8 protein-coding genes are annotated in these 18,451 nt (G+C 62.4%); 3 read left to right on the top strand and 5 right to left on the bottom strand.

Annotated features, from left to right (window positions below):
* Window positions 1-26: 26 nt before the first annotated feature.
* The gene (locus VHX65_19570; GenBank protein HEX4000757.1) at window positions 27-6,083 is read right to left on the bottom strand and encodes a hypothetical protein; all 6,057 of its coding nucleotides are present in this window, start codon (window positions 6,081-6,083) and stop codon (window positions 27-29) included.
* Between the two features lie 172 nt (window positions 6,084-6,255).
* Entirely contained in the window at window positions 6,256-8,730 is a 2,475-nt protein-coding gene (locus VHX65_19575) for a phosphoketolase family protein (protein ID HEX4000758.1), read from the bottom strand.
* A gap of 427 nt (window positions 8,731-9,157) precedes the next feature.
* Here VHX65_19575 and VHX65_19580 point away from each other — a divergent pair, with 427 nt between their 5' ends.
* A complete protein-coding gene (locus VHX65_19580) occupies window positions 9,158-11,836 on the top strand; it encodes an oligopeptide transporter, OPT family (GenBank protein HEX4000759.1) in 2,679 nt (892 codons plus the stop codon).
* 218 nt (window positions 11,837-12,054) lie between these two features.
* On the opposite strand, the gene VHX65_19585 is transcribed toward VHX65_19580, so the two are convergent.
* The gene (locus VHX65_19585) at window positions 12,055-12,516 is read right to left on the bottom strand and encodes a hypothetical protein (protein HEX4000760.1); all 462 of its coding nucleotides are present in this window, start codon (window positions 12,514-12,516) and stop codon (window positions 12,055-12,057) included.
* Between the two features lie 45 nt (window positions 12,517-12,561).
* On the opposite strand from VHX65_19585, the gene VHX65_19590 reads away from it, so the two are divergent.
* Window positions 12,562-13,803 (top strand): MFS transporter, encoded by a 1,242-nt coding sequence (locus tag VHX65_19590; protein HEX4000761.1) that lies wholly within the window; start codon window positions 12,562-12,564, stop codon window positions 13,801-13,803.
* Between the two features lie 170 nt (window positions 13,804-13,973).
* Here VHX65_19590 and VHX65_19595 read toward each other — a convergent pair whose 3' ends face one another.
* A complete protein-coding gene (locus VHX65_19595; GenBank protein ID HEX4000762.1) occupies window positions 13,974-15,098 on the bottom strand; it encodes an ABC transporter permease in 1,125 nt (374 codons plus the stop codon).
* Window positions 15,099-15,246: 148 nt separating this feature from the next.
* Window positions 15,247-16,533 (bottom strand): phosphoribosylamine--glycine ligase, encoded by a 1,287-nt coding sequence (gene purD / locus VHX65_19600; GenBank protein HEX4000763.1) that lies wholly within the window; start codon window positions 16,531-16,533, stop codon window positions 15,247-15,249.
* Window positions 16,534-17,333: 800 nt separating this feature from the next.
* Here purD and VHX65_19605 point away from each other — a divergent pair.
* Complete coding sequence (locus VHX65_19605) at window positions 17,334-18,338, top strand: ubiquinol-cytochrome c reductase iron-sulfur subunit (protein HEX4000764.1); 1,005 nt, start codon at window positions 17,334-17,336, stop codon at window positions 18,336-18,338.
* The last annotated feature ends 113 nt before the right edge of the window (window positions 18,339-18,451 follow it).

Genomic DNA, 18,451 nt, shown 5'->3' on the forward strand with positions numbered 1-18,451 from the left:
CAGCCAGCGGTTGGCGTCGGGCGAGTTTAGCGTTTCGGCAGATCGGCTTCGGTCCGACCGAGCACGATCTGGTCGAAGGCTGCTCCGCCACCCTTTGCGGCAAGACACAGGCTGCGCACTTGCCAGGGCTTTTTCGCCGATGCCCAAAGGTCGACGCGCACGGTTTGCCACTTTGCCGGCGGAGCGCCAGCTTGCTCGATCAGGGTCGCGCCATCCATTGCAGTCGCTTCGCCGACCGCGAACGAGATGCCGCCGTAATTGCTCGGGCTGAGGCGGAGCGTCATGCCTCGCGTTTGCGGCGAGAGCGATTTCCAGGCGAATTGCAGATAACGGTATTGCCCGGGCTCCGGATGTTGGGCGATCCGGAAATCCCAGTTGCGGATCGTTTCGCCAAATTGCTGGCGGAACGGCGGCGATGCTTGGAGCATTCCGCCGGAGGGTGGAATCACCGTCAAACATCGTCCGCCGCTATAGGCCCCTTCGAGTGCGAACGACACATTCGTCAGATCGTTCTTGATGTCTTCTTGTTCGTCGAACAAGACTGCCAGCGGCCGCCGAGCCACGACATCCGGATGCGAGCAACCGAGCACTTCACCGTGAAAGATGATCTGCGCAAGCCGCAAATTTCCGCAGGCGCCCCAAGGGAGCTTGAGGCGGAACCGAGCCGCCTCGATCGGGCGCGCGAAAAGGTGCGTGTGCACCGGGGCGTTCGACAGCAGCGGTTGAACCGGCACCCAGCGCTCGTCGGCGGCATTCCAGTATGCGATTGACGAATCGCGAAGCCAGCTTTCCGGATGGGCCGGATCCTCGATAAATGTCACGCCGGCAACTTTCATCCGCGTGCGAAATGCGTCCACGATGAGATAGTTGACGGGCGAGGTTTCGGCGAACGAGCCGACCGTTTCCCACGGAATCCAGGCTCGCCGCGGCGGCGACGGTTTGCCGTCGAAGAGCAGCGACGTTTTCTGGTCGACCGTTTCGACCAGCGGCATTTGGCCATTGCTGCCAACGAGCGAAACGAGCGGCGTGGTCTTGCTCAACAAATTAGCGGCGATATCGGCAGGCGTCGCGCGGGGGGGTTCCGCGGCATTGCCCCAGCCAGCGATTCGGGTTGTCGGAACACCGTCGTCGGCAAGCAGTTTGCCGCGCATGTCGGCGGGCTCGGGCTGGAGGTGCGTCCGCCATTTTTCGGAATAGGTTTTGTCCAATCGGCAAACACGTCCTTCCCAATTCGCCAGCACGAGGCTTCCATCGGCGAGCCATGCCGGAACCGCGAGCGCGCCGGCGTCTCGTTCCAGCAACGTTCGGCCGGTGAGGTCGGTCACATACAGCGTGCCCAGCCCGCTCGTGGCGGCCAATCGGCCGTCGGCGGAGAACCGCGGAAAGTGCATCAAGTCGTCGCCGTTGAAGATCCATTGCAATCCGTCGGCCACCGAATAGAGCTTGAGCGCATTCTCGCTGACGACGGCAATCCGCGAACCGTCGGGCGAAAACGAAAAATCTTCGACGGGCGTGGAAATCTCGCGAAGCAGTTTTCCATCGCGGATGATCGAAAGCCGGCCGCCGTCGGCCGTGTTGAACAGCCCGAGCGTTTTGCCGTCGGCAGTCGCGCGGGCGATGCGGATTTTGCCGCTCCGGCCGAGCGACAGGCGCCATTTTTCTGCGCCGTCTTTCGAGGCCATCGCCGTGGCAGTGGTCCCTTCGATGAGCAGCAGCGATTGGGCATCGATGGTGAGAAGCTTGCCGCTGTGCCGGTCGTGATTGAACCAATCGCGCCGCCAGAGAAGCTTGCCGTCGTTCGACCAAGCAGCCGCGCCCAAGTCGCCGGCGGTGGCGATCCAGCGGCCGTCGTCGCCCACCGCGAAACTGTTGATGTGGTCGCGCACGAGGCCGGGGACGAACCGATGCGGCAGGCGCGTGGGAAGGCCGTAGAGCGCGAATCGCCGCTTCAGTCTTCCATCGTCGCCGACCAGATAGAGATGATAGCCCTCGGCGCTTTTGAGATCGAAGCCTTGCACCGCGGCGCCATGCGCCAGCGCGATCGGCTCGAATGCGAAATAATGTCCGACGCGCCGCCGCCAGCGGACCTTGCCTGTATCGAGATCGATGGCGTAGAGATTGTTGTCCCAATTCATCGCGTTCATGATCGCCAGCTCGCCGTCGTCGGTGACGACAAGGTGGCGAATATGCGGGCCAAACGAATCGTCGGCCGGAGAGAAGTCGGGATCGCAACGATCGGCGACCGCGGTCATGTCCGCCGCCGTCGTGTCGCCGGTTCGCTGGCCCTTCGGATTCGCCGCGGGCTTAGGATCGGCCGAACCCCTCACCCTGCCCTCTCTCGCAAGAGGAGAGGGAGCTACGGCTCCCTCGGCGGTGAGTTGCAATGGGGCGATGGTGGCCGCCGGAGCGGCGACCTTCAATGTCGCGCTTTCGCCGGTCAACAGTTCGGTCGCTTCGACCGACATCGTCCCTGAAGGTGCATTGATGGGCACGATGAATCCACCGACTACTCCGCCCAACGACGAGGATACGTAGCGCTCCTCGAGCAAGCTGCCGTCGCCGGCCGTGAGGCGGATTCGCAGCGGAACCGCCGCGGCAATCGCTTTTCCCGATTTATTTTGCACCTCCGCGTGCCATTGCAGCGCGCCGTCGTCGCCCGGTTGCCGCGATGCGTTGAGTTGCACGCGGGCAATCGCATCGGGAAGAATCGCATAGATTCTCGCCGGCGAATTGCGACAGTCGGCGTGGATTGCGCCGTCGGCTTCCACGATCGCGCGGCGACCCGCGAACACGTCGTACACGGCTTCGCCCGGCTTCACGTCGATGCCGAGCGGCACGACTTGAGGAACGATGCTTGCCGTTGCAAGCGTCACGCGCCACAGATTGCCCGGGTCGAGCTCGCTCGGGATCGTGTCGTTCACGACGAACAGATAACGCCCCTGGTCGGATCGTCGCTCGGAGATGAACACTTCTGGATTCGACAGGCGAGCGGCTGGCTTAATGGCCGAGAGCGCTGCCGCGAGCCGCGTGGCGTCGGCCTGTGCATACGCGGCGAATCGCCAATAGGCATGGTCGTCGGATGCCGGGCTGGGGTCTTTTTCGAATTTGTCGAACGCGATCCCGAGCGGCGTGAATTCGGCCACCAGCTCGGGCCGGCACGTGCGGTCGGCAAAGATCGACACGCCCGCCCGCTTGGCTTCTTGCAAGGCCCCGGCGAGCGCCGGCTCCATTTCGATGGTTTGACCGACCACGAGCACGGCGCGATATTGCCGCAGCGTGTCGGGCCGCAGGTCTTCGGCAAACACGATGCTCGCCGGTCTGTGGGCATAGAGACACGCGGCGTAGGCTTCCATTACGCGGGCGAAATGCCGCCCCATGACATTCGTCCAGTCGTCGATCTTGAACATCCGGCCGCTCGCCACGATCGCCACCGAATCGGAATTGTGCATCGCCGCGAGCCACGGTCCGTAGCGCTTCAGCACGCCGTTGAGGCTTCGACAGACGCTCTCCAGACCGTTCCAAGAGAGCCGCGCGTCGTCGGTGTTTCCTTTGGTGGCGAAATACCATTGCGGCACGGAGCCGGAGCAACCGGCGCCGTCGGCCCCGCGCATGATCATCTGCCACAGCACGGGGAGAATTTGCTCGCCCGTGCCTGCGTCGTTCCACACCTCGGGATGCCCCCACGCGATCTTCCCAGGCCGTTTGTAAAAATCGACGTTCATGGGGCCATGCAGCGGCAGCGAGATTTGCTCCCATTGGGCCTGCAGATCCGTTTCATCGACATTGGCGAGCGTGGTCGGCGGATAGCTTTCGACATTGCGAAATGGGCATGCGGCGGCGGTCGCTTCATGGGGCGCCAATTCGCGCAACTTGTCGGCGAAGAGCTTTTCGGCATCGGCAGCGTAGGCGAGCCGGCGATCGGCGACGCGGTCCAGCACGGCATCCCAATGGCCGGTTGCCTGTGCTCGCTTGATCGCCTGGTCGTAGGCGATTCGTTCGTCGCTCGACGCGGCTGCCGCCGAGCCGCGTGTGTCGAACACCCACCAGTTCGACGCCCAACTCCAACCGCGGAATGCCGGAAAATCCTTCATTGCACGAGTGACCGTTGTCAGGTCGTCGAGCAATTGCGGAGCCTTTCGGCCGTCGAAGCCCGTGCCGAGCGGCAGGCCGGCATCGTTGTTCATCAAGATCGCCATCTGCTGCATGCCCGAGGCGCCGTAGGCCGCGACGGTTTGAACGGCCGCGGGGAGCGAAAGCAATTTGGCAGCGGGAACGCCATCCTTTTCCGCCGCGAGCGCCTGGGATTCGGCTTCAATTTTCGCGCGCTCGCCCTTGCCGACGACGGCATCCAACTGGCCTCCCAACCGATCGACCATCAGATTGAAGCCAAGCCGCCGGTTGCGTTCGACCGTCGCGGCGACGAGATTGGGGGCGTCCCACGGGTTGGCTTCGGGATACGTCGGGGCGTAGTCGCCGTATTGGATCGTAAAAAATTTGGCATCGTCGAGCGCGGGCCCGATCACGAGCGGTTGGTTCATGCAGGTCGCATCTTTTGCCGTGACGCGCAGCAGATATTTGCCGGGCCGCAATCGTCTGGTGAGTGAGTTGGGAACGACGAAGCTGCGCTCGGAGCGATTGGCGCCGGCCGAGGGGACGCTTGCTTCGGCGAAGATTTCGCGGCCTATCGTTTTGCCGTCTTCGGGAACAAGCGATACGGAAATTTCGCCGGGCCGACTCGCCGTCGCAGGATTGGTTAGAATCGAGAAGGGAATCGCCTCGCCGCGGCCAAACCAAAGTCGATTGCTCGGCGTCGCCACCGCGACGCTTGAGACGGCGCGGGCGGCCCGGACTTCGATCAATCGTTCGCCTTTGTATTCACTCGCCACGTTGCCGGTTTGCCGCGGCGTCGTTTCGGGCGTGACCTTGATTCGATACAGCCCGGCGAAATCCTCCGGCACGTGGATCGCGCCGCCGACGATCTTCAATTCGCGGTCGTCGAGCGATCCGACCGCTCGGGCCCACACGCGCCACGCCGGCCGAATGCGGCGGCCACTCGCGTCGAAGTCGATCCTGAAGTCGACCGTGCTGCCGGCAATCCACGGACCGCTGGGCATGGCGACCGTGAGCCGTTCGTGATCGGTTTCGACCGAACGCTTAAACTTTCCCGACGCGAGGTCGTACACCTCGAACAGTTCGCTTGGGCTGTGGAATCGCAACAGCAAGTCGCCCTGCCAAACGCGCATTCCGCGAATGGGAACGCCGGCTTCCCGCTGGGCCGGTTTTTGCAATTGAATCTCGCCGGCCGGCTTGCCGCCACTATCGAATTTGCGGATTCGCGCGTCGCCGGAACGGATGACGTAGATCGTGCCGTTTTCGTCGACATCGAAACCGCCGTCGTCGCCCCACGGAGTGCTGACTCCGGCATTGATCGCGCCGCTGCGCCAGCGCACCTTCGAATCGAAGCCGATGCACAGCATGTCGGGAGCGCTGCGCACGGCGACGAAAATCGCTTTCAGCTTTTCGCAAACGCGGAACCCGGCGGCCGGATATTTGCCGTCGGTCGGCAGCGGATACGATTGGATCAACTTCCCTTGACCGCTCATGCGCACGATGCGGTTGCGATGCTGATCGAGGGCGTAGAAATCGCCGCTCGGGCCGGCTTCGACGCCGGCGGGCGCGTCCCACCCAACCTGATCGCTGACCAAAAAGTCGGTCGCCGCGCCGGTCTTCTGAAACAGCTTATCGTAGAACGCCACTTGATGGGAAAAATGGCCGTTCGCGCTGGCAATCTGTCCGTCGTGGTCGGCCGTGGCGTTGTTGATGGCCGGCACCGCCTGGCCGCCGAGCTTGTCGTGCCCGTCGCGGCCGACGCGGAGAATGTAGCCGCTGTCGTGCCCTGCGGAGGTGAGATAGACCATCCCATCCTGCCCGATCGTCATATCGGCAACCGCGCAATTGAAGCTCGGGTCTTCGCGCGAAATGATTTGCTCGACCGTGGCAATCGCCGGTTTATCCGCGGCCATCGAGGTCGCCGCGAGCGAAGCCGAAAATACCAACCCCAGAACAGCAGCATGCCGTTTCATGCGCACCTCCCGCCGAGTCGATGGCAAGCCAGAAGCCGTTTAGCGTAAGCAAGACGGTGCCTCGACACAACGCGCTGCCGGACAAGGCAGCAGCGGCACCTAACGCGAATAGAATAAGCCGCCAGCAGAGCTTCGACGCGGGTTGTCAGGCTGAAAAGCCCGACCTACGTGTCTACCCGTTATCGCCTTCGGTCGATGTTCGGCGCGTGTCGCTCGATGCGCTGGCGGCATTCCATTTCCAGCCGCGGATCGAGGGGAGATCGTCGCCGTGCTTGGCGATGTAGGCTTTGTGGTCGATCAGCTTTTCGTGCATCGCCTGTTTGAAATAGGCGGCTCGCGCTCCTAATTGCGGCAAGCGATCGATTACGTCTTCGACCAAGTGAAAGCGATCGAGATCGTTGAGCACGACCATGTCGAACGGCGTCGTGGTCGTGCCTTCTTCCTTGTAGCCGCGGACGTGCATGTTCTTGTGATTCGTGCGGCGATAGGTGAGCCGATGGATCAGCCACGGATAACCATGGAAGGCAAAAATGATCGGCTTGTCTTTGGTGAACAGGGCGTCGAAATCGCGATCGGTCAGGCCGTTGGGATGCTCGCTGGCGGGCTGCAGCTTCATCAGGTTGACGACGTTGACCACCCGCACCCGCAACTCCGGCAAATGATGGCGGAGCAATTCGACGGCGGCCAAGGTTTCCAGCGTCGGCACGTCGCCGCAGCAGGCCATGACGACATCGGGCTCGGCGTCGTGATCGCTGCTCGCCCACGGCCAGATGCCCAATCCTTCGGTGCAATGCTTGACGGCCTGATCCATCGTCAGCCATTGCGGCGCGGGCTGCTTGCCCGCCACGACCACGTTGACATAGTTGCGGCTGCGCAAGCAATGGTCGGTCACGGAGAGGAGCGTATTGGCATCGGGCGGTAGAAAGACACGAATCACTTCCGCTTTCTTATTCACCACGTGGTCGATGAACCCGGGATCTTGGTGGCTGAACCCGTTGTGGTCTTGCCGCCAGACGTGTGAACTGAGCAGATAGTTGAACGAGGCGATCGGCCGGCGCCAGCGGATTTGGTTGCACACCTTGAGCCACTTGGCGTGCTGATTGAACATCGAATCGATGATGTGGATAAACGCTTCGTAGCAGGAAAGGAATCCATGCCGGCCGGTGAGCAAATATCCTTCGAGCCAGCCTTGGCATTGATGCTCGCTGAGCACCTCCATCACGCGGCCATCCGGCGAGAGGTGGTCGTCTTCGGGATAGATCTCGGCCATGTAGCAGCGGTTGGTCACATCCAACACGTCTTGCCAGCGGTTGGAATTGTTTTCGTCGGGGCTGAACAGGCGGAAATTCTCGCACTCCAGATTCAGCTTCATCACGTCGCGCAAAAACTTCCCCATCACCGCCGTCGCCTCGACATTCGTCGCCCCCGGGCTGGGCACATCGACAGCGTAGTCTTGGAAATCGGGCAGCTTCAGATCACGCAGCAGCAAGCCGCCATTGGCATGCGGATTGTCGCTCATGCGGCGCGTGCCGCACGGGGCGAGTTCGGCTAGCTCCGGATCAAAACGGCCAAGGGCGTCGAACAACTCTTCCGGCCCGTACGATTTCATCCATCGTTCGAGAATGGTGAGATGCTCGGGCTTGCTCATGTCGGACATGGGCACCTGGTGCGAACGCCAGTAGTCTTCGCACTTCTTGCCGTCGATTTCCGCAGGGCAGGTCCAACCCTTGGGCGTGCGGAGGACGATCATCGGCCACTGCGGTCGTTTGAGATTGCCGTTGTCGCGGGCATCGGCCCAAATGCTTTGGATCTCGGCGACGACCGAGTCCATCGCCGCGGCAAGCTGCTGATGCACAAGCTGCGGATCGTGGCCTTCGACGAAATAGGGTTTGTAGCCCATCCCTTCGAAGAATTTCTGCAATTCTTCGCGCGGGATTCGTGCCAGAAAACAGGGATTGGCGATCTTGTAGCCGTTGAGGTGCAAGATCGGCAGCACGGCGCCGTCGCGGGCCGGGTTGAGGAACTTGTTGCTGTGCCAGCCGGTGGCCAGGGCGCCGGTTTCGGCTTCGCCATCGCCGACCACGCAGGCCACGATCAGATTGGGATTGTCGAACGCGGCGCCGAAGGCATGGCTCAAGGCATAGCCCAACTCGCCTCCTTCGTGGATGCTGCCGGGCGTTTCCGGGGCAACGTGGCTTGGAATGCCGCCGGGAAAGCTGAACTGCTTGAACAGCCGTTGCATTCCGCCGAGGTCTTGGCTGATGTTCGGATAATATTCGCTATAGGTCCCTTCGAGGTAGGCATTCGCCACGATCGCCGGGCCGCCGTGGCCTGGCCCGATGATATAGATCATCTCCAGATCGTCGCGCTTGATGACTCGGTTGAGATGGACATAGAGCATATTCAGCCCCGGCGTGGTTCCCCAATGGCCAAGCAGCCGTGGCTTGATGTGCTCCAATCGCAATGGCTCGCGCAACAGCGGATTGTCGAGCAAATAGATTTGCCCGACGGAAAGATAATTGGCCGCCCGCCAGTAGCGATGCATCTTCAAGAGCACGTCAGCCGACAAGGGGGCGTTCGTAGCGCCGGCGGGGCTGGCGGTATTGCCTTTGGTTGCTTGTGTTGCCGGCTTGAGGAGGGTGGCCATTGCTCGATACTCCATTTCGGGATGGTGGGCAGCCGGCGCCAGCCGGGTGAGCGATTGAGACGACGCCAAGAGACGATGTTCCGTTCGGTCCAGATCACGCGCGTCTGCCGCGACGCACCAGAGGCCAGTTTACGCGTCCCGTGCCGGTCGGCAAAGGACCTTCCTGGCCGGTGAGTGTTTGGAATTCAGCAACGCGCGAAAACGGGTGATACACGGTGCGCCGGTTGCCAGTGCTGCCTGGTCCAGCAGTGGCAACCACTTCAGGGCGAGCGAGCAGGGATACCCAAGACAGGCGCGGCGAATTGTGCCGGTTCGCTGGTTGACATCGGTTCGACCATGCGATCATATTTTGGAGCCCGCTAAACTCGTCGCATTGCGCGGCATTTGCCCCTGCTGCCGCGGAATCGATCTTCGGGAACCGCTTGCAATGGAAGGACCACGAACGGTTGAATCGCAACAACCGGCCCCTCCGACCGCCGGTATAGTGGCGAACGCGGCGGCAAACGCCACGCCCAATTCCGCTGCCGACGAGCATCATCCCTATGTTCCCGACGAAGCGCGACTTCCCGAATTCACTTGGGGCGCGGTCGTCGCGGGGGCACTGCTGGGCATTGTCTTTGGAGCCTCGTCGCTATATTTGGTGCTCAAAGTCGGGCTGACTGTTTCGGCATCGATCCCCGTGGCGGTGCTCTCGATCACGCTCTTTCGCGTGCTCGCAAAAGTGTTCGGCCTGCGCAGCGCGACGATCTTGGAAAACAACATCGTGCAAACCGCCGGCTCGGCAGGCGAATCGATCGCTTTCGGCGTCGGCGTGACGATGCCGGCCCTGATGATCCTGGGCTTCGAAATGGATGTCGGACGGGTGATGGTCGTGGCGGTGCTTGGCGGACTGCTGGGAATCTTCATGATGATCCCGCTGCGGCGAACCTACATCGTTCGCCAGCATCGAACGCTCAAATATCCCGAAGGCACCGCCTGCGCCGACGTGCTGATCGTCGGAGAGCAAGGCGGGGCGACGGCAAAGACCGTGTTTGCCGGATTCGGCGTGGCGGCCGTTTACCAATTTCTTTTGCTGGGGATGAACCTTTGGAAAGAAACCCCGTCGCGGGCCATCGCGTGGTTTAAAGGGGCGGTGCCGTCGATCGAAGTGAATCCCGCACTGCTCGGCGTCGGCTATATCATCGGCACGCGGATTTCATGCGTGATGGCCGGCGGCGGCGTGTTGGCGTGGCTGGTGTTCGCCCCAGCGATTCATTTCTTCGGCGATTCGCTCGACAAGCCGCTCTATCCGGGCAAGACAAAAATCAGCCGGATGAGCGAAAACGAACTTCGCGACAAATACATGCTCTACATCGGCACGGGGGCGGTCGCCGCCGGCGGCGTGTTTAGCTTGATGCAAGCGATGCCGCTGATCATCGGCTCATTGATGGGAAGCGTGAAGGATTTCCGCAGCGCTCGGGGCCGGGCCGCCGCCGCATCGGCCACTAGCACACAACCAGCCGGCCAACCCGTCACCCAACTAACGCCGCGGCGCACCGATCAAGACTTGCCGCTGTGGCTCGTCGGCGCGGGGGGCATGTCGCTGGTGCTCGCGATTTGGGCCACGCAGCCGCTGCATGACTACGTCTTCTCGTGGGTTCCCGATCTGCACATGAATCTCGTCGGTGCGGCGCTGATCGTGCTGTTCGGATTTCTCTTCGTCACCGTCTCCTCGCGATTGACCGGCGAAATCGGCTCGTCGAGCAATCCGATCTCCGGCATGACCGTGGCCACTCTCTTGCTGACGTGCCTGATCTTCTACGCCCTCGGCTGGACCACGGCCGATTTCCGGCTCGCGGCTCTGAGCGTGGCGGCGATCGTGTGCGTGGCGGCCTCGAATGCCGGCACCACTTCGCAAGATCTCAAAACCGGTTATCTCGTTGGGGCAACGCCGCGCAAGCAACAATGGGCCATCATCATCGGCGCGATCACATCGGCATTGGTGATCGGAGCGATTCTGATCGTGTTGAACCGAGCCAGCACGGTCTACACCACCCGGCAACTCCCGCAACCCGCCAAGCCGATCGACCCCGCGAATCTGACCGAGCTCGAACGGGCCCCCGGCGATCCGACGCCCTATCACGTTTGGCGCGTGCGCGAGGGAGAAGTATCGGACGTGCCGGCGGGCAAGTATCTCGTCAACGACGCCGGCAAAATTAAATACCTCGTCGATCCCGGCATCAACGGCAAGGTGCGGCAGCGCGACAACGGCGAAGCGGTCCAGAAGTTCGACGCCCCCAAGGCCGTGCTGATGGCCCAGATTGTCGACGGCATCTTGAACCCAAAGGTGACGATGCCGTGGGTGCTTGTGATGCTCGGTGTGTTCATTGCCGTGGTGCTCGAGATGTGCGGCGTGTCGTCGCTGCCGTTTGCCGTCGGCGTCTATCTGCCGCTTTCGACGTCAACGCCGATCCTCGCCGGTGGATTGGTGCGGTGGGTCGTCGATCGCCGGCAGCGTTCGGTCGCCGGGCGGAAGGCGAGCGAAGCGGAGTCGGAATCCAGTCCCGGCGTGCTGCTCTCGACCGGTTACATCGCCGGCGGGACGATCGCGGGCGTGCTCGTCGCGCTGATGTCGTTCGATAGCCATCTCACCGATCGGCTTTCGCAATGGCAGTATCGGCAGATTGCCGTGTCGCAGGCCCCAACGCTCGACGAGCAGCTTCGCGACGCGGCGAGCGAAGATCTGCGGCTTTCGCCCGAGTCGGCCAAGACACATGCCGCGGAGATCGACGAGCAAGCGAAAGAGATTCGCGAACTGAATAAGGCCGCATTCCCGCGCTACGCCATCGTTCCGGCCGGCACGCGGATTGTCTTGCCCGACGACAGCCGCACGCTTGTTGCCGAGAAATCGCAATTGGGCGACGTGGCGAAAGACCTCTTGGGCAGCCCGGGCCAGGCGTCGCAGCTATTGGATTTGAATGACAAACAGCTTTCGTTCCCCAAGCGACTCCCCGCCGGAACGCTGCTGAAAGTGCCGCAGCGCAATTGGCCGGCGATGACCGCCTTCGCCATTCTCTGTGCATTGCTCCTGGCGGTTGGGCTGCGAAAGCCGCCGGCGGCAACGTAGCACCCGGCAACGCTTGCGCGCCATGCTCACGGGGCCGAGCCGTAGGCACGGCTCCCCGAATTCCAGATGCCGAAGTTGTTTTCTCCGGCAACTTAGGGTCGATCGAAAGATAGCTTCAAAGCACCCTATTCCCCTCGCGGGAAAGGAGAGGGTGAGGGGGGCAAAGAAGCGGAAGTTATTTTTCGGTCGATCCTTTGCGTTGCGGTTCGGCCTCAGCGTTAACGCTTCGCAGGCGTATCGGCCAAGTGCGATTGCATACGCCCGAGCGCGGCGATCAAATCCGCCATCTCGGTTTCCAACGTCTGCGCCGCCTCGGGCGATAAGCTGCCGTAGCCGCGCATCGATTTCGGCCCCAGTTCTTCCAGCGAAACGATCGCGGTCAACAGCGCGCTGCGTGCGGCCCATACCGAGCTCAAAGTTGGCTCGGCCAAGGGAATGCCGTGCCGTTGCATGAACGCCTGCATTGCCGCTCGATAACGCGCCGCGTCTTCGGCGAAACTGACGAACTGCTCGGGCGCGGCATCACTAATGTGCATCGAAAATGGCGACCGTGGCCCGGCCGGATCGAGCATGACCAGGGCTCGCGAAAGCATTTCGTCGATCGCCTCGAAGGTGACTCGGATCCGGGCCTTGTGATTTTCGTTGAACAATGTCATCGTTTTGCAGATTTGTACATTCATTCCATTGAGCCAGAAGATACGACCGACGATCGGTCGGATGATTCTATGGCAGATTCTCGGGAAGAAAAACCGCGCCGCGGACGTTGGCTCAACCGGACGATCCTGGCCATCGGCCTGGCCAGCCTGCTCTCCGACATGGGACACGAGATGGGCAGCGTCGCCATGCCGGCGCTGTTGACGGCTCTCGGGGTCGCCAACGCGTCGGCCCTGTTGGGCTTGATCGAAGGTCTCGCCGACGGTGCCGCCAGCTTTGCCAAGCTCTACTCGGGCCTTTATAGCGACCGGCTCCAACGCCGAAAACCCTTGGCCGTGGCCGGTTATTTTGTAACCGCGTTCGGGATGGCGAGCTTCGCGCTGGCGACGCAATGGTGGCATGTCCTCTTCGGACGGGTCGGGGCGTGGATCGGACGCGGAGCTCGTTCGCCGGTGCGCAAAGTTCTTTTGGCCGAGGCGAGCACGCCCGAATCGTACGGCCGCGCGTTTGGATTGGACCGATCGATGGACAGTGCCGGGGCCGTGGTTGGGCCGCTGCTGGCAGCGCTTTTCATGCGGAAGCTGGTCGCGCCCGGGCTCGCAGGCTTGCAGTGGCTATTCGCGTTCACCTTCATTCCCGGCTCGCTCGCCGCGTTGTCGATCGGCTTGTTGGTGCGCGAGGGCCCGCATCCGCCGAAGCCGCACGCTCGGCTGTGGAAAAATCTCGGCGCGCTACCACGTCCGTTCAAGGAATACCTGCTTGGGATCGGGATTGCCGGGCTGGGAGATTTTTCGAACACGCTGCTGATTCTGTGGGCTACCCAGGCATGGCAAAAACGCTACGGGCTCGACGCCGCGGCCGCGCAAGCGATCCTCTTCTACGTCGGCTACAACGTTGTTTACACGATTTCGTGCTACGCGGCTGGCTGGTTAGCCGACCGGTTTGCAAAGCATTGGGTCTTGGCCGTGGGATATGGTCTGGCCGCCGTTCCGGCCGTGGCCCTATTGCTGCCAGGCGATTCGCCGCTGAAATTCGCGATCGTGTTCGGATTCTCCGGGCTGTATATGGGCCTTTGGGAAACGGTCGAGAGTGCCACCGCCGCGACGCTGCTGCCCGGGGAAATACGCGGCACCGGTTTTGGCGCCCTGGAAACCGTCAGCGGCCTGGGGGACATTTTTTCGAGCGTGATGATCGGCTGGCTGTGGACGATCTCTCGCGGCGGCGCGATGGGCTTCGTCATTCTTACATCGCTCGCCGGCGCCGCGATCGTCGCCCATGTCGGAAGGCGGTCGCTGCGGCGCGAGGCGCGTTAAGCTCGGCCGAAAAATAACTTCCGCTTTTTGAACCCCTCACCCTACCCTCTCCCGCAAGGGGAGAGGGGTCTGCGGAGAAGTTATTTTTCGGCCAAGCCTTAGCCGTTTCAGGCGGACCGTAAGGGGGCAGTGGCACCAAGGGCCGACCTTAGAAATTCGTGGACCTATTACTAGCGGCGACGCATCGCGGCGGTCGGGGATAGGTTCGCGGCCCAGAAGGCGGGATACGCCGCTCCTGCCATGCCCACCAACAGCGCCATCGACAGGCCCTTGAGCATCACGATTGGCGCGATGCGCCCGGAAATTATGCCCGACGTGGCGGGAAACTGCGTGAGCCAATGATTCAGGCAAATCGCCGCGACAATTCCGGCCACCGCGCCGGCAGCGCTCAATGCAAGCGATTCGCTAAGCACCAGCCCCACCACCCGACGGCGCGACCAACCGACGGCCCGCAACGTGCCGATCTCGCGCACCCGTTCGGCCACCGACATCGCCATCGTGTTGAGCATTCCGATCGCGCCGATCACGATTGCGATCCAAGCGATGACCCATGCGACCCGCTGCGCCATGCCGATTTCGTCGAAGCTCTTGACATATTGCGCGGCGGGCAAAGCGACCAGCGTCGGATCGAGCCGGGCGATCCATCGCTCGACCTCGGCCGCGACCCACGGACTCGTCGCGCCGTGCACCGAAACACTGAAATCGGTCACTTGCCGCGTTTTCATCAGTTGCTGCATTTCGGCAAGCGGCAAGAACACGGCCCCCGCTTCATACACGTTGGCGCTGTCGACGACTCCGACCACCTGCAATTGCTGGCCGTAGAGCAGCAGCAGATCGCCAGGCCGAAGATGTGTGCTGGCTGCGAGCGATCGGCCGATCAGCGCTTGCTGCCGGTCGTATGGGCTCAATCGCCGGCCGTGCAACAGGGGCAAGCGGCCGAACAATCGGCAGCCGGGCTCCCAGCCGATCACGATTAAGCGGTCGAGGTCGTATTGCGGCAGCGACAGCACGTCGGCTTGCCCCGGCAATGCATCGCGAACGCCGGGCAGTTGTCGCAATTCGTCGCCGACCGCGTCGTCGAGCAGCCGATTCAGATTATGGGCATTGCCGCGGCGCTGCACGATCAGATCGACGCGACGGCTGTTGTACAGATCGATGTACGAACGCTCGAAGCCGTCGGTGATGCCGACGAACGACACCACAGTCGTCACCGCGACCGCCAGCCCACTTGCGGTGAGCAGCGATCGCGCCGGGCGGCGCAGCAGATTCCGCCAGATAATGGTCGCCAGCCGCATCCTGCGGCCTCCGTCTTTGCAGTTCGTCCGTGAACCGAGGGGGAATGCCGTCGCCCAGCTTTTCTCAGGCCGGCAGTCTCACCAAGGGGCGTTATCTTGCCCGGCACCCGGCGGCGGTGTCAATCTCGGTTGCCCGCCGGCCGGCCGTTCATGCTTGCATCTTGCCGACGGCTTTGTCGGAGATGTCTTTGCGGCACCAGGCGCCTTCCCAGCGGATCTGCTTGACGGCAGTGTAGGCGGAAAGCTTGGCCGCCGAAGTCGTGGCCCCAAGAGCCGTGACCGCCAGCACCCGGCCGCCGTTGGTGACAATTCGCCCATCCGCTTTCGCGGTGCCGGCATGAAACACTTTGACATCCGGCAACTTGGCGGCCTCCTCCAAGCCGCGAATCGGCAGCCCCCGTTCGTATTCGCCGGGATAGCCGCCGCTGGCCATGACGACGCACACCGCGGGCCGCGGGTCCCACTGGAGCGGATCGATCTGGTCGAGTCGGCCGTCGACGGTCGCTTCGAGCACGTCGAGCAAGTCGCTCTTGAGCCGCATCAACAGCGGCTCGCATTCGGGATCGCCGAACCGCACGTTGAATTCGAGCACCTTTGGCCCCTGATTCGTCATCATCAATCCGGCATAGAGAACGCCGCGGAAGGGGCGGCGTGCGCGTTTCATCGCATGCACCGTCGGCACCAACACCTGCTCTTCGATCCGCCGCAGATCGGCATCGCTGACCGCGGGCGTCGGGCAATACGCCCCCATTCCGCCGGTGTTCGGCCCCGTGTCGCCGTCGAATGCCGCCTTGTGGTCTTGCGCCGGGGGAAGCGTGACGATCGTGCGGCCGTCGGTGATCGCCAGTACGCTCGCCTCTTGGCCATCCAACCGCTCTTCCACGACGATCTGATTTCCGGCATCGCCGAACAGCCGGTCGCGAGCGATTTTTTGCACCGCGTCGATCGCTTCGCTACGGCCCTTGCAGACGAACACCCCCTTGCCCGCCGCCAATCCGTCTGCCTTCACCACGACCGGCACATCCTCGCGGTCGCGGACAAACGTGGTGGCGCGATTGGGATCGCGAAAGACTTGATAATCGGCCGTGGGCACGTCGGCACGGCGGAGCAAGTTCTTGCAAAAAACTTTGCTCCCCTCGAGTTCGGCCGCAGCGCGGCTCGGGCCGAAAATTTTCAGCCGCTCGGCCACGAACGCATCGACGATGCCGGCCGTCAGCGGCACTTCCGGGCCGACCACGGTCAGGCCGATTCCATTTTGCTTCGCGAATTTGATGAGCCGCGGGAAATCGGTCGGCGAGAGATCGACATTCTCCCCCTCGGCTTCGGTGCCCGCGTTGCCCGGGGCGATAAACAGGCGCTCGACGCGGCTGCTTTGCGCGATTTTCCAAGCGAGCGCGTGTTCGCGCCCGCCGCTGCCAACCACTAGAACTTTCATCGTCGGCTGGCTCCTCAAAGATGGCCCATCAAGGACAGAGTTGCCGACTGGACAGGGCAACCAACGGCAGTCCGAAAATCTGACGTTTCCGGTGGCGCTGTTCGAATCTGTCGCTCGACAAAACGTTTTGGCCCTGAAGCGATGTTATCCGTCGCTTCGGCGGCGGTCAATTCGGAGCGGAGTGGACCTTGAATGGCAAGGGTTCAAGCGGAGTTCGGCGACACGCTGGCACGAACACGCGCCGCAAACAGCGAAGTCGCAAGCGCGTTGCAACACCCCTAATTCGATTGTCTTGCGGGTGTGCGATCGAAGCGTCATAATAATTTTTGTTCGATAGCTCTCATGCCATCGCTGTGGTTCGGGCGTGTCGCAGAGAGCGTCTTTTGCCGGCGCTGCGTTCGTGTGGCGGGCGAACGAGTCGGTTGGCTGGCCCGCTGGTGGGGCCGCTAACCCGTTCTGGCAGTTGACAAAACATGAGCTTTGGCTACAACTGGGGCGCATTCGTGAAAAATGTCACAAGGTCCTAAGGCCCCACAACGCCTAGAGTTGTGCCCAGGTCTTTCGGTCGCGACATTTTTGGTGGACGACATTGCAACACGTGACTGACCTCCTTGCGAGGTCGCGGGGTTTGTTCTATGGCGGATGAGAAGAAACGATTATCGGTCGCCGAGATGCTCGCGGCCGCGCGAAAAGCAGATGCAGATCGTAAATCGGCTGAGGGTGCGGGTGAATCTGCAGCAGAATCCAAGCCTGCTGCGGAGGCCGGACCTTCAGAAGTAGCAGTTCCCGAAGCGGAAGTCGTGGCCGAATCTCCGCCGATTTCCAAGCCGGCCGCGGCGAAGCCCAAACCGGCCACTTCCGCAAAAAGCGGCGGCGGACGATTGAGTGTCGCCGAGATGATGGCCGCAGCGCGGGCCGATAAAGAACGTCTCGCCGCGGGTGAAGCCCCGGCTGCCGCTGCAAAACCTGCGACTGCTACGCCGGCTGCTAAACCGGCTGCGGCGAAGCCGGCCGCCGCCAAAGCTGCAGCGGCGACTCCGAAACCCGCGGCTGCCGAAAAGGCTGCCGAAAAAGTTGCTGCAAAGCCCGCATCCAAAGCTCTGGCGGAACCACTGCCGTCGGCAAGTATCCTTGCCGCTGCTCGCGGCGAAAAGCCCGGCCCGATGACGAAGGCGGAAGCTGCCGCACGACCGCCGGCGGCTCGCGCGCCGGCCACCGCTGCGAAAGCGAAGCTGGCGGTTCCGCCGATGCCGCCGAAGCCGGCGTATGCCGTGCCAAAGCCGAAGACGGCAGCCACCGAAGAGCGGCGCGGCGTGTTGGCATTGCTGGTCGGCTCGTTTCTCGGGCTCGGTTTCACCGCGCTCTCGGTGACCGGCGGCGTCTGGTCGCTGTTGACCGCGCGGTTCATGTTCCCGAATGTGCTGAACGAGCCGCCGAGCAAGTTCCCCGTCGGCCCGCCCGACAGCATCTCCGCTGGTCAAGTGGAAACGAAATACAAGTCGCAGCACGTTTGGATCGTGAACTACGAATACAAGGGGAAGAAAGAGATTTTCGCCCTGCGGACCGTATGCACGCACTTGGGCTGCACGCCGAACTGGCTCGAAGGGGAACAGAAATTCAAGTGCCCCTGCCATGGCAGCGGGTACTACAAAGACGGCGTCAATTTCGAAGGACCGGCCCCACGTCCGCTCGAGCGCTATGCAATCCACATCGGCGACGACGGACAGTTGGAAGTCGACACCAGCAAAACATTCCACGAAGAACTCGGCCAATGGACGGATCCCAATTCCTTCGTGCCGGTCTAATCCGGCACACTAGCCCGAAGCGTTAGCGAGGACGGCGCCACGAGCCGCGCTCCTCGCTTACGCTTCGGGCTGGTATGAGTGACGCGGACTTTTCGGGCTGCTTTGAACCATCT

Source organism: Pirellulales bacterium, from assembly GCA_036267355.1.
GTDB lineage: Bacteria > Planctomycetota > Planctomycetia > Pirellulales > DATAWG01 > DATAWG01.